The sequence below is a fragment of the Thioclava sp. DLFJ4-1 genome, assembly GCF_002020145.1.
GTDB classification, from domain to species: domain Bacteria; phylum Pseudomonadota; class Alphaproteobacteria; order Rhodobacterales; family Rhodobacteraceae; genus Thioclava; species Thioclava sediminum.
The window spans coordinates 170,290-186,988 of sequence record NZ_MPZT01000005.1 but is presented as its reverse complement, the minus strand read 5'-3'; the positions used below and the strand labels follow the sequence as shown (position 1 = coordinate 186,988).

The following is a 16,699-nucleotide window of genomic DNA, read 5'->3' as shown; positions in this document are numbered from 1 at the left end:
AGAACGCGCAATGGCCGAGTATAAACCGGGCAACATGGACATTCGTGACCAGGAGAGAACATTCAACGGATTTGTTCGCTTCGTTACGGTTTCGGTGATTGTGATCATCTGCTTTCTGGTGTTTCTCGCCCTTGTAGGCGGCTGACGCGACCGGCGGCAGCTGAAAGAGACACGCTTGGGAACGGGAGATCGGGCAGATGATGCGCGTGCTTCTTGTCTGCCTGATGCTGCCGCTTTTGCTGGCTGGCTGCGGGGCGGATAACATTTATGCCTCGGATGCCGAGGTCGCCAAATATCGCTATGTTTCCGACGAACCGCCCTCGGTTACGCTCTATACCGTGATCTCGACCAATACCGGGTCGGGCGGTCATTCGTCGTTGCTGATCAATGGGCGTGAGCGGATCATCTTCGATCCGGCAGGCACCTGGAACCATCCCTGGGCGCCCGAGCGCCACGATGTGCATTTCGGCATTACCGAGAAGATGCGGAAATTCTACATCGACTACCATGCCCGCGAGAGCTGGTATGTCCGCGCCCAGAAGCTTCCGATCACGATGGCGCAGGCCGATCAGCTGATGGCTCGCGTGGAGCGCAACGGCTCGGTCAACAAGATGATGTGCGCGGATTCGGTCTCGAGCGCGCTGCGCGACATGCCGTGGCTGCACGACAAGGTGCCCTTCACCTTCTCGCCGCTGAAATTGTCGAAGGCGTTCGGGCAGTTGCCGGGCGTGACCGAGAAGGATCACTACGACAACGATCCCGATGACAATTCCGGCGTGCTGATGATCCAGCAGCAGCCCTACAACCACGGCGACACCCAGTTCAGAGAGTGAACGGGCCTTCAGACATCGCCTCGCCTGCGTGACAATGCGCGGGCGAGTGCGGGACCCGCCACCAGCACCAGCAGGAAGCGGGCGATCTGCATCGCCATGACGAAGGGCACATCGACCTGCGTGCCCGCCGCGATGATCGCGACCGAATCCGCCCCGCCCGGGCTGGTGGCGAGATAAGCGGTCACAGGCTCGATCCCGGCGAAATAGACCAATCCCATCGCGAAGGCAGCGCAGAGTGCGATCAAGGCGATGATCGAGCCGAGGATGCGCGGCAGCAGTCTTGCGGCATGGCGCAGCACGGCGCGTGTGAAGCGCATCCCGATCCCCCAGCCTACGACCGCATAGCTGATCGCGAGCACGGTCTGGGGCAGGGTGATCTCCAGAAGGCCGGTGGCGCTCGCGATCAAGCCGAAGGCCATCGGCAGCAGCAGCCCGCCGCCCGGAATGCGCAGCCGCACGCCCAGAAAGGCAGCCCCGACCCCGAGCGCGAGCGTCTCGACCGCGGCGAAGAGGTCCATCGGGTCTTGCTCGGCGAGTGCCGCGCCGACATCCCTGGCCTGCGCCACGCCGAAAATCTGCACGACTGCGGTCGCGGCGATCGCACAGCAGGCGACGCGGGTATATTGCATCACGGCGACAAGGCGCATGTCGGCCCCGTAATCGTCCGACATCAACGTCATCGCGGTCGCCGCGCCGGGGGAGGAGCCCCAGATCGCCGTCGTGCCGGGCAAGCCGCCCGCCCGCGCCATCACCCAGCCGAGCGCGCTCGCGCCGAGCACGGTGGAGAGCGTCCCGGCAAGGAAGATCGGCCAGTCGCGGGCGATCTCGGGCAGGATCGAGGCGGGAAGCTTTGAGGCGATCATCACCCCCACGACACCCTGTGCCGCGATGAAGCCCAGAGGGGGCAGCCGCACCGCCCCGCCGCTTGCGGCGAGGGCGATCGCAACCGCCATCGGCCCCAGCAGAAGCGCCGCCGAGAGATGCGCGAGGCTCAGTGCAAAGGCCAGAAGCGCGGAGCCCGCGAGCAGGACGACCCAGCGCAATGCAGGGGGCCAGCGGTCGGGGGCGTATCGAAAGGGAGGGAAAGAGCGCATGGGGGCTTTGAAGACGGAAATCAGGTGTTTCCGAGCAGATAGGGCTCGCTACGTCAAGCGCATAGCGAAATCCGCAACTTCCGCTCAGTAAAGCAAATTTCGGGCAGGATCGCCCGCCTTCACGTCAAGCGGAGAATTCTCCGCTTTCTGGTTTCATCGACGTGAATTGAATTGATCCCCGCGAAAAACGCGTCACGTTGGAGGCGGTCCCGCATCTCTTTGCGGGCAATGACATATGGGAGGATTACGATGTTCCAACACATCAAGCTCGGCGCGCTCGTCGCCGGGGCGATTGCATTGAGCGCACCCGTCGCCAAGGCCGAAACCTTCATTAACATCCTGACCGGGGGCACCTCGGGCGTGTATTATCCGCTCGGCGTTGCGCTGTCCGAAGTCTATGGCGAGAACATGAAGGACGTGCGCGTTCAGGTTCAATCGACGAAGGCGTCGGTCGAGAACCTGAACCTGCTGCAGCAAGGCCGGGGGGAGCTGGCCTTCGCACTGGGCGACTCGGTGAAGGATGCGTGGGAAGGCAATGCGGATGCGGGCTTCAAGGCCAAGCTCGGCAAGCTGCGCGCGATTGCCGCGATCTACCCGAACTACATCCAGCTCGCCGCGCTCAAGGATGCCGGTGCGACGACGATCACCGATCTGAAGGGCAAGAGCCTGTCGGTCGGTGCGGCCAAGTCGGGCACCGAGCTGAACGCACGCAAGATCTTCGACGCGGCGGGCATGAGCTATGACGATCTCGGCAAGGTCGAGTATCTTCCCTTCTCGGAATCGGTCGAACTGATGAAGAACCGTCAGCTCGACGCGACCTTCCAGTCCTCGGGGCTGGGGAACGCGGCACTCAAGGATCTCTCGACCACGCAGGATGTGACCTTCGTTCAGATCCCCGCCGACATCGCCGAGAAGCTTGGCGCGCCCTACAAGGCAGGCGTGATCCCGGCAGGTACCTATCCGGGTCAGGACGCGGATGTGCCGACGGTCGCGATCACGAACATCCTCGTCACGCGCGAAGGTGTCTCGGACGAGGAAGCCTACGAGATGACCAAGCAGCTCTTCGAGCACCTCGACACGCTCAAAGCCGCGCATTCGGCCGCGAACGGTATTTCGCTCGAGGCGGCGGTGCAGGGTCTGCCGATCCCGCTGCATCCGGGTGCGGAGAAATACTACAAGGAACAGGGCGTGCTGAAATAAGCCGCTAGAGTTCAGGTCAGGGGCGGCGCGCAATTCGGGTCGCCCCTGATCAATCGGGCCAACGCGCCCATACCGGGGGGAGGAGACAGGCATGGACACCAAGGAAGAAGCTGCGGTCGACGCGGCAGTGCACGATCCGCTGGCGGGGGGCTTCCCGAAGTCGCGCGAAGGGCGCGCATTGTTCTGGCTCGCGGTCGCTTTCTCGGTCTGGCAAATCGCTTTCGCCGCCCATGTCATCAACCCCTCGAGCCAGATTGCGCGGGCGGTCCATGTGGGCTTCCTGCTCGCGCTCGGCTTTCCGCTGCTTGCCATCGCCAAGGGTTTTGGCCCGCTCGGGCGCGCGCTCGCCTATCTGCTGGCCGCAGCCGGGGTCGCTGTCGCCGCCTATCAGTGGATCGAATACACGCCGCTTCTGCTGCGCGCGGGCGATCCGAACACGCTCGATCTGGTGGTCGGCGTGGTGCTGCTGGTCACGGTCTTCACCGCCGCCTGGATGCTGATGGGCCCGGCGCTGCCGATCATCGCGGGCACGTTCTTCCTTTATGCCATGTTCGGTGAGCATCTGCCCTCACCGCTGAACCACCGCGGCTACGCCTTCGAGCAGGTGATCGAACAGATGAGTTTCGGCACCGAAGGCATCTACGGGATCCCGACCTATGTGTCGGCGACCTATATCTTCCTGTTCATCCTCTTCGGCGCGTTTCTCGAGAAAGCCGGGATGATCAAACTGTTCACGGATGTCTCGCTCGGGATGGTCGGGCACAAGATGGGCGGGGCTGCGAAGGTCTCGGTTCTGTCCTCGGGGTTGATGGGCACGATCTCCGGCTCGGGTGTGGCCAATGTCGTAACCACCGGGCAATTCACGATCCCCCTGATGAAGAGCTTCGGCTATCGTTCCGCCTTTGCGGGCGGCGTCGAGGCGACGTCTTCGATGGGCGGGCAGATCATGCCGCCGGTCATGGGGGCCGTGGCCTTCATCATGGCCGAGACGCTGGGCGTCGATTACGTCGAGGTGGTGAAGGCGGCGTTGATCCCGGCGATCCTCTATTTCGCGGGCGCCTTCTGGATGGTCCATCTGGAGGCCGGCAAGCGCGACCTGCGCGGCCTCGCGAAATCCGAGCTGCCCTCCCCACGCAAGGCGCTGAAAGAGGGCTGGTATCTGCTGCTACCGCTCGCCGTGCTCGTCTACCTGCTGTTCACCGGCTACACGCCGCTGTTCGCTGGCACCGTCGGCCTGTCGCTGACGGGGCTTCTGATCCTTGGCGGCTCGGTCGCGCTGGGGCTGCCCAATCAGGTGCTGCGCGTGATCTTCTGGGTCGTGCTCGCGCTGGTCGCGGGCGCGTTCTTCGAGTTCGGCATCTGGGCCGTGCTGCTTGCCATCGCCGTGCTGATCGCGATCAACGTCTTCTCGAAGGGCGGGCGCGAGACCTTGGCGCTGTGCCGGGACAGCCTCGCCGATGGCGCACGCACCGCGCTTCCCGTGGGGATCGCCTGCGCGCTGGTCGGCGTGATCATTGGCGTGATGACCCTGACCGGGGCCGCGACCACCTTCGGCCAATTCATCGTGGGCGTCGGCAAGTCCAGCCTGTTCCTGTCGCTGATCCTGACCATGATCACCTGCATCGTGCTGGGGATGGGGATCCCGACGATCCCGAACTACATCATCACCTCCTCGATTGCGGGCCCGGCGCTTCTGGACCTCGGCGTGCCGCTGATCGTCAGCCACATGTTCGTCTTCTATTTCGGCATCCTTGCGGACCTGACGCCGCCTGTGGCGCTGGCCTGTTTCGCCGCCGCGCCCATCGCGAAGGAAAGCGGGCTGAAGATCAGTTTCGAGGCGATCAAGGTCGCCGCCGCGGGTTTCGTCGTGCCCTTCATGGCGGTCTACACGCCCGCGCTGATGCTGCAGGATGGCGGGCCGCTGGCGGCCGCGATCGGCTACTGGCCAGCCGTGGCCTATATCGTGATCAAGGCGCTGCTGGCGCTGTCGCTCTGGGGTGTCGCGGTGATCGGCTGGCTGGGCCGTCCGCTGGCGCTTTGGGAGCGGGCACTCGCCATGGTTGCGGGCTTCACCCTGATCGCGGCATTGCCGCTGACAGATGAAATCGGCTTCGCCCTTGTCGCGGCCTTCGCGGCGGCGCTCTGGCTGGGCCGCAAGCGAGCCGCGGCATGAGCGCCTCGTGTCTGATGGTCGGCGCTACGATGATGGCGCTCGCGAGTAACGGTCAGTTCTCGCTGCAATGGATGCATTCGGTTGAGCACGAAGGCTGGCGCGAACATTGGCAGGTGACCGACCATGACACGCTGCGCCTCGTCGGCGCGGCGGTCAAAGGCTCGGGCGCGGGGATGGAGCCGGGCCCGGGCGGTCATTTCGAGGATGGCTGGTGGGTCTGGACGACGGACGGGCCGGACGTCCCCGCGCTGAACCTCGCGGCCTCTGGCGCCACGATCTCGGGCTGGACGCTCTGCTCGAAAGGCTGCGAAACCATCGGTGCCGACCGCGAAGCCCCGATCCATATCGCGCCCTGCGACGGGGCGAAGGGCGATTAGATTTAGATTGAGTTTTTCTTCCCTCACATCGATATTTTTTTGTGAGTATTAGTGAATTCGATTGTGATCGGAGTCAGAAATCGGCTACGAATGAATCATATATAGATACTTGTATTCATTCAGAGATTTCATGACCTATCCGTTTCAAAACGGCGCAGGGGTTAGCCAGTGCGCTGCGCTGGAGGCCGCCTGCGATATTTTTTCATCCGGGGTAGTCGCCGGCCCCAATATCCCGATGCAGCGCTTCATAAAACGAGACCTCGGGATCACCGCGCGCGAGCCGCTCAGCCTGTCAATGGTGCCGGGCGGACGCCTTCTTAGGGCGCCGGTCCTGTCGGCGACCGCGCGTTGGGAGGCGCAAGCCGCCGTGCTGCGGCCTCGACTCAAGCGCCTGCCGAGCCTGCGACAGATCAATCTGCTGCCGCTGGCTCCCGGACGCGCGCGCTGTATCTTGTTTTTGAACGCGCCAGAGACCGTTTGGGAAGAAGATACGCCACACATCACATGCCGCGAACGCCAGATTCTCGCCCGCGCCGTGCGTGGCGAGCGCCGGGAACAAGTAGCCTTCGCATTGGGTCTTTCGGTCTCGACGGTGGATATGCATCTGCGGAACCTGCGCGAGAAGTTCGGCCTTCGCACGACCAATGCCGTCGTCGCACGGGTCGTGGAGTTGGGTCTCTGCGAAGAAGCCCCTCTCAGAACCGGCTTATGAAATGCACGCCGCAATCGAGCGAGCGATAGCTGTAAAGCGAGACGTTCGACCGGTTGCGGCGCGCGGTGCAGCTCAGTTGCGGCGTCGTGCCCATCACCTTGAAGCGGTCCAGGCCGACCGAGGCGGTGAGGGAGATATCGCGATCCATGCGCGGCTTCCCGAACAACGGAAAGTCGCCATCGAAATCGCGCACGCCCACGGTTGCGGAGAGCTTCACGCTGAGCGTTTTCGTGAGGCGCCGGCTGGCTCCGACGGTCAGAGCCGCGCGCGTGTAGCTTTGATAGTCGCTGCGCACATCCGCGCGCTCGAGCCGCAACCCGAGGTCGATGCGCGACCTTCGCCAGATGGCCCGGTCGTAGCCCAGATTGAGCGCGTAGCGCGGCCCGTTAAGGTAGCGCTTTTCTTCGAAACGGCTTTGCGTGACGGAGCCGATGACCGTGAGGTTGGCGTCATGTGCGAGCCGCCAGTGGCGGTCGAGACTGAGGCTCGTATCGGTCGCATCAGATCGCGTTTGCCCGGGTGCCGCGGCATAGAAGCTGCGCCCGACCTCGATGGTCGCGCCCCAGGGCGCCCCTGCGATGAGACGGTCGTAGCGCACCGAAAGGCTCGGCTTCACGAAGCGCAGCTCCTTCGGCGAATACCAGTTTCCCGATACCGCGCCGCGCAGGCGAAGCCGCCAATCGAGCGCGGGGTGGATGTAATAGTCGACACTCGCGCTGGCGCCGAGCCCCAGCCCCGAACTCTCCCGACCTCCATCCGTGATCTGGAAGCGCCCCGCCTTGGTCACGAAAACCGTCTGCGAGGAGACGTGGCCGAGATTGCTCGTCGGCAGAAGCGAGACCTGCCCCGAGATCCGCCAGGGATGCGACTGGTCGAGCCGCCGCAAAGCCGCGTTGAAAGCCAGTTCGCGGTCCGGCGCACGATCCGACACATAGCGCAACACCCGATCCGCGCGTTTCGCGGAGCCAATCTGGTCGAGGCTTCGCTCGAGCGCGAATTGCGCCGGCGAGTAGTTGGGCGCCTTCGCCGCGATCGTTCCGAGAATGGTGATCGCGGTGAGCGTGTCGCCCTTGCCGCTGAGGCGCGCGCCGATCCGCGTCCAATCCGCGAGGCTGTGTTCTTGAGGCGCGGCGGAAAGAGGGGTGGCACACGCAAGAAAAGCCACCGTCACAGTCAGCAGCTTTTTAGAAAAGCTCATGAAAAACTCATCGTTGGAAAATCGAAACGCTGGAGGCTATTGGCCTCCAGCGTCTGTGTCCGAAGTTTACTGCTGCTCTGCGTGGAACGTGCCGGTAAACTGTTCAGTGGTACCGGAGCTAGTGCCGGTTCCAGTGAAATCACCAAGGGCAACGTATTTCCCGCTGTCGTCGTAGACGTCGCCCGACATCTGCAAATCTGCAGTTATGCTGCCTTCATCGTCGCTCACGGTCCCATGTGCGTTCGCAGTCATCGCGCTCGCGCTATCAATCGTGCCGGTAATGTCGAGCGAACCTTTGAGGTCCATGTTTTTCTGGCTCATATCCCGAGTGTAACTTGCGAATTGGTCTGCGGTGCCGCTGACCTTTTGTTCGTCGAAATTGACGTCCATCGTCAGGCGCCCGACCGTAAGGTTGTCGGTTGCTTCAGGCGGATCGAAAGTCATGGTCCCAGCCAGGCGTGCGGTGCCGGCGGGATCTTGAGCGACCAAGAGATCGCCGTCGTCCACTCGCTTCACAAGGCTGTCGTAGGTGGCTTTGTCTTGCGCCACCTCAGCTGCGCTGAAGGAGTTGCTGCCGTCCCCGCTGCCCATGCAGCCTGCAAGTGCAAAACACACGGCGGTCGCGGTAATCGAAAGTTTATAAGACATTAATTTTCCCTAATTTCCCATGCGAGCCGAAGTTGGCGCGCAGTCGGTAAGTGGCGAAATTGGGGAATTTCCTACAACCTATGGTAAACCTTAGATTGACTGTGTTGCTGCCAAGGTTGCTTGGGAAAATAACGCTCGCGTTCTCGAGAGGTGTTTTGTGAACGATCGAGGGTCTGTGGCTTTCCGGTCACCCACCGCAAGAGACTTTTAAACAAAAGCCTCTGATCAACCGACGAAATGAGGTCCAACGCATTCGTTAGCGACCCGTGGTCGACGCCAGACTATCGAGATTGAAAAGGGAAGTGGTGCTGCTGGAGAGACTTGAACTCTCGACCTCTCCCTTACCAAGGGGATAGTCATGTGACTACGCTCCATCCTTAAGTTGTTGTAGTTTATGGATGTTTGACTTGCTTGTCACGTCATCATCATCACGACTTGCCCAGATCTTGCCAAAAATCTCAGATGCCTCGCTGGGCGCGTTCTCCGGGTGTTCATAGATTTGCGCTACGAGAGCGACCGATTTCCATCCCCCTGCCTTCGCGATCCGCGACGACTGCCAGCCCTGATTTAGAAGCTGCGTGGCGAAGCTGTGGCGCCCTGGCTGGTGGGTGCCGAGATACTCGACGCCAGCCTTCTTGCAGGCTCTCCGCAGCGTGTTGTAGACGCTCGATCGATGGACGTAGCCGAAGACCAACCCGTGACGCGGCTCAATCGCATGAACAAGGCGCGAGAGCACAGTGGGCATCACCACGTCAGCGGCTTCCCCGTTCTTCGTCTTCGGAATGTGGACATGGTTACCGCTGATCCAGTGCGGCTCCATCCGAACCGCCTCACCAACGCGACGGCCCGTCACTTGCAGGAATAGCATCAGCGCGAACAAGCGGTCAGGCATGTATGGCTCTAGAGCATCCAGATACTCTGGTCCAACGGCCTTGCGCTTTGGCTTCTCGACCTTGAAGCGTCTCACCTTGATAGGTGCGCACCACCCCTGCTCGTGGCTCCAGTTGATGACGGACTGCGCAGGTGTGATGCCCTGCCGGTTCCACGTTGCGGCGTTGGCCTTGGGATAGGCCCGCTTCGCGGCTTCACGGATGTCGCGCGGTTTGATGTCCCGCAGGCGGATGCCTTCGAATTGCTGCGCCATCTTCATCAGGAAACGGATCTCGCCACCGTCCTCTGCATAGGCCACGGCTGCGGCGTCGAATGTCACGATCTCTTCCGGGCCGTATAGATCGGCCTTCCAAAGCTTCGACTCTACCGCCGCTCGCTTTTCTTCCGCCTGCTTAGGATCGCGAGTTTTGAGAGATTGTCGGATGCGCTTGCCAGTGGGTCCGGTCCCGTGCAGGTGAGCCCAACCGTTGATCCATTTGATCTTGAGGCGCATTCGTGAATCTCCTTGCGCAGGCGCTTGATGTGCTCAGGGTAGAAAACGTACTTCTTTCCTCGGCGCTCATAGTGCGGGTGCTCTTTTAGCAGGTCTGACAGCGTGCGGCGAGAAATGCCGAGCGCGCTTGCGGCGAGGTCCATAGACGCAGGCTCGACAAGCCAGCTAGGCTGTTGTGCGTCGTGTCTACCCATCGGAGCCTCCATTCAATGCATGGGCAATTGCCTCTGCGCCATCTTTGCTGACAAATGGGAGAACTGGCGGGAACCTCTCGCCCGTAGCAAGTTCAAATGCTTCCGCCGTCTTATTGTAGTCATTCGGCTTGTCGTCTGTGACGTACCAGAACGGCCAATCATCGGTCTTTTCTGATGCGCTTCTTGCACGCCATGCCATCACTCGCCCCCTTCCTGCTCGATCAGGGCGCAGAGAACTCGCTCATCATACTCATTTTGGCACGCATTTTTTGCATCGCTAATCGACTTGAAGTAGCTGCACTTTGATTGGTGCATAAGCCAAACACGCCACTTTTTCCCATCACGATAAATATCATAGTGGCTTCCTAACCCTCTACCTTGGCAATATTCACTGTCTCCATACCAATTCAGGTGGGCCACCTTTAGCCCTGACACCTCCAGCGCCTTCTTGCGGTCAGTCATCTTTAGCCTCCTGAAGTGCGGCGAGGGCGGCGCGGGCATTACCTTGCCGCTGTAGCGACTCATATGAAGCGTTAAGAATACCAACCTTCCTGATTGCTTCATGCGCTGCGTAATACTCGCGTAGAAGCTCCAACTCGGACTGCATCGCCTTCACGCGCGGGTCTGAGAGGATGGCGCGGGTGTTCCACGTCTTGATCGCGTCTTCGTTCGTTGCGTGCTCTTTCGAAATCAAGACAACGCATCTCCCCATGCAGGCAATCCATGCTGGGCGGTTATCCTGCGCCTGCCACAACTCAGCAGGCCCGCCACAAAACGGACACGGCAGAAGTTCCGGCGCGCTCATTGCTCACCTCCTGCGCGGATGGCGGCGGCGATGTCCTCGCAGGCCGTCACGTCGCACTCAACGCTGCCCTCATTGGTCCAGTATTTCCAACGGCCCTTTGCGATATGCGCGCATTCCTCGCGTTCTTTCGCCTTTACCCTCTCAACTGCCCCTTGCATCTGGGCCTGCGCGGCTTCGAGGGCGTCGGCAGCGTCTTGCAATGTCTCCCAGACCTCTGCTGGTGACATGCTTCCTGTTGAGCGAAGCCGCTCGATCAGTTCCTTGTGGTCAGTCATTGGTTTTCTCCGGGTGATCGGGCCACGGCTGCCAAGCCATCGGCGGCGTGTCTTTGCTGTACATGTTCCAGCGACCCTCTTTCGGGAGCCATCTGGAGACGGTAACAACACCATCGTTGCCTGCTGCGATGATCCGCGCCGGAACGTGGTGCTCGTATTCCGCAACTGCGCCGTTCTTCACCGTGCGCTGCCTGATCTCGGTATGCCCACGCGGGGCCTCGTCCATGTTGAAGTTCCAGCCCATCATTTTCTCCAATAGTTGAACTCTCCCGCCAGCATGTCAGCGACGATCGGCAGATAATCGGTGTCTGGCCCGTTGCGTTCGATCCAGCTTGCCTTGCCATTATGGATGGCGAGCGGCCCCCACTGGTGACATTCCTTGCACAGCGGAATTGTCTGGAAGTCGCTGGCCTTGGCTTGGCTGTAACGCCCGCAAATGACGTGGTGAGCGTCGGAAGGTCCGGGTTTCCCGCAGATCACGCAGGGGAGTTGCTTGACGCGGTTCATATGCCGTATCCCCGCAGCTGTGCCGTTGGCGGGCTTCTCCGCTTTGAGGCCGAGCGGGCCCCGCATGTTCGGGACGATGCTCATGATGCGTTTCTCATAAGCTGTCTTGGCTCCACGCCGATCTGTGCCGCAATCCATTCCAAGATGGCCGTTTTGCTCTCCTGAAACCGCTTGGCGCCCATTGCCTTCCGGCTCTGGCTCTCCGGGTAGCGCACCACGGCGACACCATCACGGACGATCGCAAGCGCGTATCCGTGGCCCTTGGAATGGGCAGCTTTCAGCTTCGTCGCTACGTCCTTCGCGACCTTGCCATCGCCGCAGTCAATCACTTCCTGCTGGTAAAAGCCGGTCATAATCAGCGCGTGCTTGCGGAGCATTTCAGGCGTTTGCGCCCATGGCTCCCAAGCGACTGTCTCAGGCAGGGTAGCCCATGCGTCATTGACCCATGCGAACTGGTGGCGGTGTGTGGCATCGCTGCGCCCGCGCTCGATCTCTACCGTCACAGGCTCACCCTCTGCCAGTTGTGGCAGAGTGTTGGTTTCCAGCCGCAGCGTTCCGGCGAAGTATCTGGCGCGGTATTGCATCAGTTCGCGTCCTCCCGCTGCATGTCAGCGAATGCCCGGTCAACAGCCTTTGAGGCTGCGGCGCGGTCGAAGCCATCCAGCACAAGAATGAGGAACGCCGTGTCACGCACCGCCTCAGAGGGCCAGTTTGTGCCGCTGGCTGTCTTGATGGCATCGCGGGCTTGCTCAAGCGTGGGGCGGGTCATTTCTGGGAAACCTTCTCGGCAGATTCAAACATCGCGCAGAAATGCGACGGAAGGCTGTAGAGCGATGCGTGGTATCCGCTGGCGTCCTGAACGACAGCCGTCCGGTCCTTGTGCTCAGCGTTCATGGCCCAATTCATACCTGCATCCCATTCGCCAACGTCCTCGGCATGCGGGGTTCGAGAGCACAGGCCAAAATCACCGCGCCATGTCTCATCGAACTGGTCATCTGGCTTAGCAAAAAACTTGCATTCATCGCATCTCATAAGCTTCTCCTTATCTCCACACGGCGCTTATGCGGCCTGCTTGGCCTCGAATTGCTTCTTCAGGTCATCTTTGATCGCTTCGACGCGGGCTAGTTCATCCGTGCCTTTCAGCTTCACGAGGGCGTCGGACTCCGACTTCCAAATCGTGCCGAGTTCGGCCATAGATTCCGCGCTTTCGATGCGGTCGATAATCCGCTGCGCCTCGTCCTCGTCGGGCGGTCCTTTTGCTGCCTTGTCGTGCTGGTGATAGGGGACGTTCTTGACCTTGCTCCACGGGTCTTCGGCCCATGCTTTCCAGTATTTGCGACCACCTTTCTCGCGCACTTCGCAGCGCACCCAAGGGCTATCGAGGCGGTAGAGGTAGCGCCCAATTCCCCACTTCACGGCGGCGCGCTTGAGGGCATCAGAAATGCCACCCTTCTCAGCCTCAACCTGCGTTCCTCCAGCGCCATCAGACTTGCTGACCCACTCGTCACCGATCTTGATGCTAAGAGTGCAGATCACGCGGCCAGAGGCGGTTTCGGTGTAGCTGTCTTTCCACCCACCAGCGCCGCAGACTTCATCAAGGCGGTCCATCACGTCCCTCGCGTCGATGTAGGCGAGCGCCATTGCGGAATGGGTGCCGTTGCGCTCGAATGGCTGCCCTTGGACGCGCCAGTGAACTGCCTCATTCGGGAAGGGTTTCGCGAGGTCTTTGATATTCATTACCGTGTCCTCATCGTGATTGTGTCGTCACCGCGCACTAGCTCAGCGCCTGGAACGGTTTCCCCCGCCTCGATCTGTGCCTTGATTGCGTTCTTGTCCGGTGTGGTGATCGTCTTCACTGTGCAGAGCTGCGACGGGATCGACGTCTCGTCGGTGATCTGCACAGAGACGCGGCCAGCCATCTTGGAAACCGTGGCCCGCGGGCGCTCCAGCTTCTTCTGCCCGATGGCATCAAGAAGCATCAGCATTGCGCCCTTCTTGGCCTTCGCACGGGCGCTGATGCGGTCCATGCGTGCCTTGAGTTCCGTGATCTGCGCCTTGATGGCCTCGGCCAGAGCCTCGTCGCCCTGTTCCTCGGCAATCATGCGGTCCATCAGTTCAAGTGCGTCTGTCTCGCCCTCGATCATGTCGAGAAACAGATCCTCGTCGTCGCCACACATGGCGCGGATATGCTCTGCCATGTTGCGGACGTGTCCGGTGTCGATCTTCATGCGGTCCTCCACTTGTTCACGGGGATGCCAAACGACATCCAGATGTATTTGCGGGCTGCGGACGTGCGCCATTCCCAGTCAGATGAACCGACAGGATATGCGCGGCGCTCGCGGATCATTTGCAGTGCATGGTCACGCGGGCTCATTGGCTCTTCTCCTGCTGGTAACGGACCTCTGCCGCATGACCCATCGGGTCGAAGATGATCAGAAGGCCGATGGAAAGAATGACGGTGCCAACGACGGTCAAAACGGCTACCTTGTTGCGCGCCCAGAAGCCTTCGTGCGGCGGCGGCTCCAGCGCTTCGAAGTGCTCAGCCATGCGGGCGGATTGCTCGGGGCTGATGTCGTGGCGCAGGTCGGTGGGGTGGAGGGTCATTTCACATCCTCGAGAACGCTTTGCGCATACGAAATCTGATCTCGCAGGCTGATCGTCTGCTCGCCGTCTCCTATCGTGCGTCCGTGATAGAAGGTCTTCACATAGAGGCCTTCTCCGACCTTCCCTCGCATATCAGAGAGGATGCATTCTGCGTGGCTGATAGCTTTCTCAAGGCGCTCAATACGCTTGATCGCGGCCTCCATTGCGCCCTTCGCGCCGATCATCTTCTGAACCTGCTCTTTTTCGCGGGCGATCTCGTCTTCGGTCTTTGCCATATGTGTGTTCTCCGAAAGAAAGCGCCCGGCTCCAGCTTGGGAGGAGAAGAAGGCCGAAGCCGGGCAGTTGCGCCGCGCCCAACAGGGGAGGACAAATCGCGGCGGTGGGGGAGGTCAGGCTGCGCGGAACTCAGCGAGGCTTTCGACGTCGCGGTCATAGGCATCGCGCGCGGCATGATCTTGCCAATGCGTCTCAGCCTCGATGCTCCACTGGTCGATTTGCTGAGAGCCGAGCCACTCAATCAGGTCTTCGCTGGAGAACCACTTCCCGAGGATCGTGGCCCCGTCGATCTTGAAGCCGCATTGATCAGAGCAAGCAGTGACGCTGCAGTCGCTGTCGTTCAGTTCCTGCACGGTGCTGTCGAACTCGAAGTCAACCGTGGCGTTTTCGTAGAAGCTGTCGAAGGTCATCACAGGCCCTCCCCTTCTTCGCAGTCGATGGTGACTTTGACGCAGGCGAGGCGCTCCGGTGTGTAAACATGGTCAGCATTTTCACGAACCATATACATTGCTGCGTTCCCGTTTGGGTACAGGTTGCACCAATACTCACGCTTGATGCGCGGCTTGACCTCGATCAGGTCGTAAGGCATCTCGTCGCTGTCAGTCCATTTCCCATCCGGGTAATGGCGCCGAACGATCCCATCCTTTGTAAGCGTAATGACTGGCTGCGTGCCGGATGCATCGACGCAAAGAACGCGCGCGGGACCGCCGTTCCGGTAGCGATATTCCTTATCCATGCTGATCATCGGTGATCCTCCGGTTACTGGCCGCACATCAGCGCAGGCACTTCACCAGCACCAATCGGTGCAGGAAGGCTCACATGCTGAGGGCGAATGATCGTCGTGTAGATGTGGAGAGCATCGGCATGCTCCTCCAACATCGCGCCCCGCAGACGCGGGGAAACGTAATATACGGGGCTGTTGGTCATTGGGTTCTCCATCTGAGCCGCGATTGCCGGGGTTGGTTCTTCGGCGGCTATGGGATGAAGGTATGTGAAGTTTCACATGCCGTCAATAGGACATTTGGGAAAAATCACATTAGGCAGCAAAATAAAAAGACGCTAATCTGTGAGCATGCACAGACTCAGCGCCTTTTCAGACTATCAGATTCTCGTCGGATTGCTGGCTATTAGCCGGGCTCGCGGGGAATCGCCTCAAGAGCGGCTAGAAAGCGCGATTGCTCTTCTGCCGATAATTTCTCAAGAAACTCAGCAAGTTCGGGACGCAAGTTGTGCCTCTTACCTATCCCAAGCATCTCCCCAGGATCGCGATTAAGCGCCTTACATAGGGCAAATACGGTTGAAAGCTTAGGGCTAGCAACCCGGCGTTCGCGTATGTCCGTTACGGCTCTGGCGTTTAGCCCAGCCTTCTTTGAGAGTTGCGCCTCATTGAGGTCCAACTCTTTCATGACGCGCAACATGTTGCGCCGGAAAATCTCACCTTCATCCATGGTGAGAAATTTACCGTAGTCAGCTTCTGCTGGCGAATGTGAAGTTTCGCGTTGCGATCTGTGAAAAATCACATTACCTTGTCGGACATGAGCACCGACACCCAACAACTTGCGTCCGAGATCGAGGCCGTCGCCAAGATGCTCGGCATCTCCCCCAGCACGGTAGGCGAGCGCGCCGGGCAGGGAGGGAAATTTTACGAACGGCTTACGAAAGGCGTCAAAGGGAAGCCCGTCAGGGTATGGCCCGAAACCGCTGTGAAGGTCCGTCAACGTCTCGTGGATATGCAAAGCGAAGCCTCCGAAAAAGAACCGTGTGACATTTCACATGTGGGCGGAGACGACGCAGTTCAAGAAGGCGGTGCGAAATGACCGCTTATCTGTATTGCATCGAAGCCGTTGATGCTGGTTACGCGAAGGTTGGGGTTACATGCCAGCCAAAGCATCGCCTGTATGCCATTGGCACGACAGCGCCTCATGAGATGAAGTTCCGTCGCCTTCTGCTGATCGACAGTGACGCCGTGGCATACGCTCATGAGCGGTGCGTCATCACCAGCGCAAATCGGTATCGCGATCGTGGTGAGTGGGTCGTCGTTGACGGTCACCTTGATAACTTGCTGGACCGCGTCACACCCGCCTTGGACGTGACGGATAGATTTGACGATCTGTCATCTTGCGGAAGGAAGATCACGAGCATTGCAGAGGCCAAGGCGGCTCTCGCTTACACCAAGCGCCGCGAAAGGGTTCTCGAAAGCCAGCAAACGTTCCTGATGCCTCCTAGGGGCGCGAGCAAGGATCGCCTTGATAGGGCAATCGTCCTTTCTCGGCTTTCTGAAGGCTACGGCGCTGAAGACGTCAAAGTGATGGACGGGATACCCGTTGATTTCTTCTGGCAGGTTGTCCGCGAAGAACGCTCGAAGCAGGAGGCCACCGCATGACCCTCCGCGAAGCCCTTTTCCTCACCATCGCCTTTC

General features: G+C 60.3%; 30 protein-coding genes. 8 read left to right on the top strand and 22 right to left on the bottom strand.

Going from position 1 to position 16,699, the window contains the following annotated elements; translation table 11 throughout:
• The first annotated feature begins 10 nt into the window (after positions 1-10).
• Entirely contained in the window at positions 11-145 is a 135-nt protein-coding gene (locus BMI85_RS16270; protein ID WP_078545360.1) for an aa3-type cytochrome c oxidase subunit IV, read from the top strand.
• 52 nt (positions 146-197) lie between these two features.
• A complete protein-coding gene (locus BMI85_RS16265) occupies positions 198-833 on the top strand; it encodes a hypothetical protein (RefSeq protein WP_244176559.1) in 636 nt (211 codons plus the stop codon).
• Between the two features lie 8 nt (positions 834-841).
• Here BMI85_RS16265 and BMI85_RS16260 read toward each other — a convergent pair whose 3' ends face one another.
• Positions 842-1,927, bottom strand: coding sequence for an AbrB family transcriptional regulator (locus BMI85_RS16260; RefSeq protein WP_078602030.1), 1,086 nt, complete (start codon positions 1,925-1,927; stop codon positions 842-844).
• Positions 1,928-2,176: 249 nt separating this feature from the next.
• Here BMI85_RS16260 and BMI85_RS16255 point away from each other — a divergent pair, with 249 nt between their 5' ends.
• The 4 genes from BMI85_RS16255 to BMI85_RS16240 all read left to right on the top strand — a co-directional run bounded on the left by BMI85_RS16255 (position 2,177) and on the right by BMI85_RS16240 (position 6,389).
• Positions 2,177-3,127 carry a TAXI family TRAP transporter solute-binding subunit gene (locus BMI85_RS16255; RefSeq protein ID WP_078602029.1) on the top strand — a complete coding sequence of 317 codons (951 nt, stop codon included), beginning with the start codon at positions 2,177-2,179 and terminating at the stop codon, positions 3,125-3,127.
• Positions 3,128-3,218: 91 nt separating this feature from the next.
• The gene (locus BMI85_RS16250; RefSeq protein WP_078602028.1) at positions 3,219-5,300 is read left to right on the top strand and encodes a TRAP transporter permease; all 2,082 of its coding nucleotides are present in this window, start codon (positions 3,219-3,221) and stop codon (positions 5,298-5,300) included.
• Positions 5,297-5,677, top strand: coding sequence for a DUF1850 domain-containing protein (locus BMI85_RS16245; RefSeq protein ID WP_078602027.1), 381 nt, complete (start codon positions 5,297-5,299; stop codon positions 5,675-5,677). The genes BMI85_RS16250 and BMI85_RS16245 overlap by 4 nt, the downstream gene beginning before the upstream one ends.
• A 130-nt stretch (positions 5,678-5,807) precedes the next feature.
• A complete protein-coding gene (locus BMI85_RS16240; protein ID WP_078545370.1) occupies positions 5,808-6,389 on the top strand; it encodes a helix-turn-helix transcriptional regulator in 582 nt (193 codons plus the stop codon).
• On the opposite strand, the gene BMI85_RS16235 is transcribed toward BMI85_RS16240, so the two are convergent.
• From BMI85_RS16235 to BMI85_RS21575, 21 genes are all read right to left on the bottom strand, one after another.
• The gene (locus tag BMI85_RS16235; RefSeq protein ID WP_078602026.1) at positions 6,373-7,587 is read right to left on the bottom strand and encodes a surface lipoprotein assembly modifier; all 1,215 of its coding nucleotides are present in this window, start codon (positions 7,585-7,587) and stop codon (positions 6,373-6,375) included. The genes BMI85_RS16240 and BMI85_RS16235 overlap by 17 nt on opposite strands.
• A 66-nt stretch (positions 7,588-7,653) precedes the next feature.
• Entirely contained in the window at positions 7,654-8,235 is a 582-nt protein-coding gene (locus tag BMI85_RS16230; protein WP_078602025.1) for a hypothetical protein, read from the bottom strand.
• Positions 8,236-8,599: 364 nt separating this feature from the next.
• Positions 8,600-9,619, bottom strand: coding sequence for a tyrosine-type recombinase/integrase (locus BMI85_RS16225; RefSeq protein ID WP_078602024.1), 1,020 nt, complete (start codon positions 9,617-9,619; stop codon positions 8,600-8,602).
• Positions 9,620-9,805: 186 nt separating this feature from the next.
• Entirely contained in the window at positions 9,806-10,012 is a 207-nt protein-coding gene (locus BMI85_RS21210; protein ID WP_143595141.1) for a hypothetical protein, read from the bottom strand.
• Entirely contained in the window at positions 10,012-10,275 is a 264-nt protein-coding gene (locus BMI85_RS16220) for a hypothetical protein (protein WP_078602023.1), read from the bottom strand. Before BMI85_RS16220 ends, BMI85_RS21210 begins: the two co-directional genes overlap by 1 nt.
• The gene (locus BMI85_RS16215) at positions 10,268-10,618 is read right to left on the bottom strand and encodes a Lar family restriction alleviation protein (RefSeq protein ID WP_078602022.1); all 351 of its coding nucleotides are present in this window, start codon (positions 10,616-10,618) and stop codon (positions 10,268-10,270) included. Before BMI85_RS16215 ends, BMI85_RS16220 begins: the two co-directional genes overlap by 8 nt.
• Complete coding sequence (locus BMI85_RS16210) at positions 10,615-10,893, bottom strand: hypothetical protein (protein ID WP_078602021.1); 279 nt, start codon at positions 10,891-10,893, stop codon at positions 10,615-10,617. The genes BMI85_RS16215 and BMI85_RS16210 overlap by 4 nt, the downstream gene beginning before the upstream one ends.
• A complete protein-coding gene (locus tag BMI85_RS16205) occupies positions 10,886-11,149 on the bottom strand; it encodes a hypothetical protein (protein ID WP_143595139.1) in 264 nt (87 codons plus the stop codon). Before BMI85_RS16205 ends, BMI85_RS16210 begins: the two co-directional genes overlap by 8 nt.
• Positions 11,137-11,484 carry a DUF968 domain-containing protein gene (locus BMI85_RS16200; protein ID WP_168174807.1) on the bottom strand — a complete coding sequence of 116 codons (348 nt, stop codon included), beginning with the start codon at positions 11,482-11,484 and terminating at the stop codon, positions 11,137-11,139. Before BMI85_RS16200 ends, BMI85_RS16205 begins: the two co-directional genes overlap by 13 nt.
• Positions 11,481-11,984, bottom strand: coding sequence for a hypothetical protein (locus tag BMI85_RS16195; protein WP_078602019.1), 504 nt, complete (start codon positions 11,982-11,984; stop codon positions 11,481-11,483). The genes BMI85_RS16200 and BMI85_RS16195 overlap by 4 nt, the downstream gene beginning before the upstream one ends.
• Positions 11,984-12,169, bottom strand: coding sequence for a hypothetical protein (locus BMI85_RS16190; protein ID WP_078602018.1), 186 nt, complete (start codon positions 12,167-12,169; stop codon positions 11,984-11,986). The genes BMI85_RS16195 and BMI85_RS16190 overlap by 1 nt, the downstream gene beginning before the upstream one ends.
• Positions 12,166-12,432, bottom strand: a complete 267-nt coding sequence (locus tag BMI85_RS16185) for a hypothetical protein (RefSeq protein WP_078602017.1) — start codon at positions 12,430-12,432, stop codon at positions 12,166-12,168. Before BMI85_RS16185 ends, BMI85_RS16190 begins: the two co-directional genes overlap by 4 nt.
• Before the next feature lie 27 nt (positions 12,433-12,459).
• The gene (locus tag BMI85_RS16180; RefSeq protein WP_078602016.1) at positions 12,460-13,137 is read right to left on the bottom strand and encodes a Rad52/Rad22 family DNA repair protein; all 678 of its coding nucleotides are present in this window, start codon (positions 13,135-13,137) and stop codon (positions 12,460-12,462) included.
• Positions 13,137-13,628 (bottom strand): siphovirus Gp157 family protein, encoded by a 492-nt coding sequence (locus tag BMI85_RS16175; RefSeq protein ID WP_168174806.1) that lies wholly within the window; start codon positions 13,626-13,628, stop codon positions 13,137-13,139. Before BMI85_RS16175 ends, BMI85_RS16180 begins: the two co-directional genes overlap by 1 nt.
• A complete protein-coding gene (locus BMI85_RS21580; RefSeq protein WP_210402370.1) occupies positions 13,625-13,774 on the bottom strand; it encodes a hypothetical protein in 150 nt (49 codons plus the stop codon). Before BMI85_RS21580 ends, BMI85_RS16175 begins: the two co-directional genes overlap by 4 nt.
• On the bottom strand, positions 13,771-14,004 hold the full coding sequence (locus tag BMI85_RS16170) for a hypothetical protein (protein ID WP_078602014.1): 234 nt from the start codon (positions 14,002-14,004) through the stop codon (positions 13,771-13,773). The genes BMI85_RS21580 and BMI85_RS16170 overlap by 4 nt, the downstream gene beginning before the upstream one ends.
• Positions 14,001-14,279: a hypothetical protein gene (locus tag BMI85_RS16165; protein WP_078602013.1), complete on the bottom strand. Its 279-nt coding sequence runs from the start codon at positions 14,277-14,279 to the stop codon at positions 14,001-14,003. The genes BMI85_RS16170 and BMI85_RS16165 overlap by 4 nt, the downstream gene beginning before the upstream one ends.
• A 114-nt stretch (positions 14,280-14,393) precedes the next feature.
• Complete coding sequence (locus BMI85_RS16160) at positions 14,394-14,690, bottom strand: hypothetical protein (protein WP_078602012.1); 297 nt, start codon at positions 14,688-14,690, stop codon at positions 14,394-14,396.
• Complete coding sequence (locus BMI85_RS16155; protein WP_078602011.1) at positions 14,690-15,025, bottom strand: hypothetical protein; 336 nt, start codon at positions 15,023-15,025, stop codon at positions 14,690-14,692. The genes BMI85_RS16160 and BMI85_RS16155 overlap by 1 nt, the downstream gene beginning before the upstream one ends.
• A 14-nt stretch (positions 15,026-15,039) precedes the next feature.
• Entirely contained in the window at positions 15,040-15,207 is a 168-nt protein-coding gene (locus tag BMI85_RS21480; protein ID WP_168174805.1) for a hypothetical protein, read from the bottom strand.
• 200 nt (positions 15,208-15,407) lie between these two features.
• A complete protein-coding gene (locus tag BMI85_RS21575; RefSeq protein WP_078602010.1) occupies positions 15,408-15,728 on the bottom strand; it encodes a helix-turn-helix transcriptional regulator in 321 nt (106 codons plus the stop codon).
• Positions 15,729-15,815: 87 nt separating this feature from the next.
• On the opposite strand from BMI85_RS21575, the gene BMI85_RS21570 reads away from it, so the two are divergent.
• Together BMI85_RS21570 and BMI85_RS16140 are read left to right on the top strand one after the other, a co-directional pair.
• Entirely contained in the window at positions 15,816-16,097 is a 282-nt protein-coding gene (locus tag BMI85_RS21570; protein ID WP_078602009.1) for a hypothetical protein, read from the top strand.
• Positions 16,094-16,663, top strand: coding sequence for a hypothetical protein (locus BMI85_RS16140; protein WP_078602008.1), 570 nt, complete (start codon positions 16,094-16,096; stop codon positions 16,661-16,663). Before BMI85_RS21570 ends, BMI85_RS16140 begins: the two co-directional genes overlap by 4 nt.
• The last annotated feature ends 36 nt before the right edge of the window (positions 16,664-16,699 follow it).

Coding starts and splice junctions, on each gene's coding strand:
- BMI85_RS16245 (WP_078602027.1), top strand. CDS start 5,297: ATGAGCGCCTCGTGTCTGATGGTCGGCGCTACGATGATGGCGCTCGCG.
- BMI85_RS21570 (WP_078602009.1), top strand. CDS start 15,816: ATGAGCACCGACACCCAACAACTTGCGTCCGAGATCGAGGCCGTCGCC.
- BMI85_RS16140 (WP_078602008.1), top strand. CDS start 16,094: ATGACCGCTTATCTGTATTGCATCGAAGCCGTTGATGCTGGTTACGCG.
- BMI85_RS21210 (WP_143595141.1), bottom strand. CDS start 10,012: ATGGCATGGCGTGCAAGAAGCGCATCAGAAAAGACCGATGATTGGCCG.
- BMI85_RS16230 (WP_078602025.1), bottom strand. CDS start 8,235: ATGTCTTATAAACTTTCGATTACCGCGACCGCCGTGTGTTTTGCACTT.
- BMI85_RS16175 (WP_168174806.1), bottom strand. CDS start 13,628: ATGAAGATCGACACCGGACACGTCCGCAACATGGCAGAGCATATCCGC.
- BMI85_RS16240 (WP_078545370.1), top strand. CDS start 5,808: ATGACCTATCCGTTTCAAAACGGCGCAGGGGTTAGCCAGTGCGCTGCG.
- BMI85_RS16235 (WP_078602026.1), bottom strand. CDS start 7,587: ATGAGCTTTTCTAAAAAGCTGCTGACTGTGACGGTGGCTTTTCTTGCG.
- BMI85_RS16180 (WP_078602016.1), bottom strand. CDS start 13,137: ATGAATATCAAAGACCTCGCGAAACCCTTCCCGAATGAGGCAGTTCAC.
- BMI85_RS16185 (WP_078602017.1), bottom strand. CDS start 12,432: ATGAGATGCGATGAATGCAAGTTTTTTGCTAAGCCAGATGACCAGTTC.
- BMI85_RS16200 (WP_168174807.1), bottom strand. CDS start 11,484: ATGAGCATCGTCCCGAACATGCGGGGCCCGCTCGGCCTCAAAGCGGAG.
- BMI85_RS16220 (WP_078602023.1), bottom strand. CDS start 10,275: ATGACTGACCGCAAGAAGGCGCTGGAGGTGTCAGGGCTAAAGGTGGCC.
- BMI85_RS21575 (WP_078602010.1), bottom strand. CDS start 15,728: ATGGATGAAGGTGAGATTTTCCGGCGCAACATGTTGCGCGTCATGAAA.
- BMI85_RS16195 (WP_078602019.1), bottom strand. CDS start 11,984: ATGCAATACCGCGCCAGATACTTCGCCGGAACGCTGCGGCTGGAAACC.
- BMI85_RS16190 (WP_078602018.1), bottom strand. CDS start 12,169: ATGACCCGCCCCACGCTTGAGCAAGCCCGCGATGCCATCAAGACAGCC.
- BMI85_RS16225 (WP_078602024.1), bottom strand. CDS start 9,619: ATGCGCCTCAAGATCAAATGGATCAACGGTTGGGCTCACCTGCACGGG.
- BMI85_RS16170 (WP_078602014.1), bottom strand. CDS start 14,004: ATGACCCTCCACCCCACCGACCTGCGCCACGACATCAGCCCCGAGCAA.
- BMI85_RS16270 (WP_078545360.1), top strand. CDS start 11: ATGGCCGAGTATAAACCGGGCAACATGGACATTCGTGACCAGGAGAGA.
- BMI85_RS16160 (WP_078602012.1), bottom strand. CDS start 14,690: ATGACCTTCGACAGCTTCTACGAAAACGCCACGGTTGACTTCGAGTTC.
- BMI85_RS16250 (WP_078602028.1), top strand. CDS start 3,219: ATGGACACCAAGGAAGAAGCTGCGGTCGACGCGGCAGTGCACGATCCG.
- BMI85_RS16215 (WP_078602022.1), bottom strand. CDS start 10,618: ATGAGCGCGCCGGAACTTCTGCCGTGTCCGTTTTGTGGCGGGCCTGCT.
- BMI85_RS16165 (WP_078602013.1), bottom strand. CDS start 14,279: ATGGCAAAGACCGAAGACGAGATCGCCCGCGAAAAAGAGCAGGTTCAG.
- BMI85_RS16210 (WP_078602021.1), bottom strand. CDS start 10,893: ATGACTGACCACAAGGAACTGATCGAGCGGCTTCGCTCAACAGGAAGC.
- BMI85_RS21480 (WP_168174805.1), bottom strand. CDS start 15,207: ATGACCAACAGCCCCGTATATTACGTTTCCCCGCGTCTGCGGGGCGCG.
- BMI85_RS16155 (WP_078602011.1), bottom strand. CDS start 15,025: ATGATCAGCATGGATAAGGAATATCGCTACCGGAACGGCGGTCCCGCG.
- BMI85_RS16265 (WP_244176559.1), top strand. CDS start 198: ATGATGCGCGTGCTTCTTGTCTGCCTGATGCTGCCGCTTTTGCTGGCT.
- BMI85_RS16260 (WP_078602030.1), bottom strand. CDS start 1,927: ATGCGCTCTTTCCCTCCCTTTCGATACGCCCCCGACCGCTGGCCCCCT.
- BMI85_RS16255 (WP_078602029.1), top strand. CDS start 2,177: ATGTTCCAACACATCAAGCTCGGCGCGCTCGTCGCCGGGGCGATTGCA.
- BMI85_RS21580 (WP_210402370.1), bottom strand. CDS start 13,774: ATGAGCCCGCGTGACCATGCACTGCAAATGATCCGCGAGCGCCGCGCA.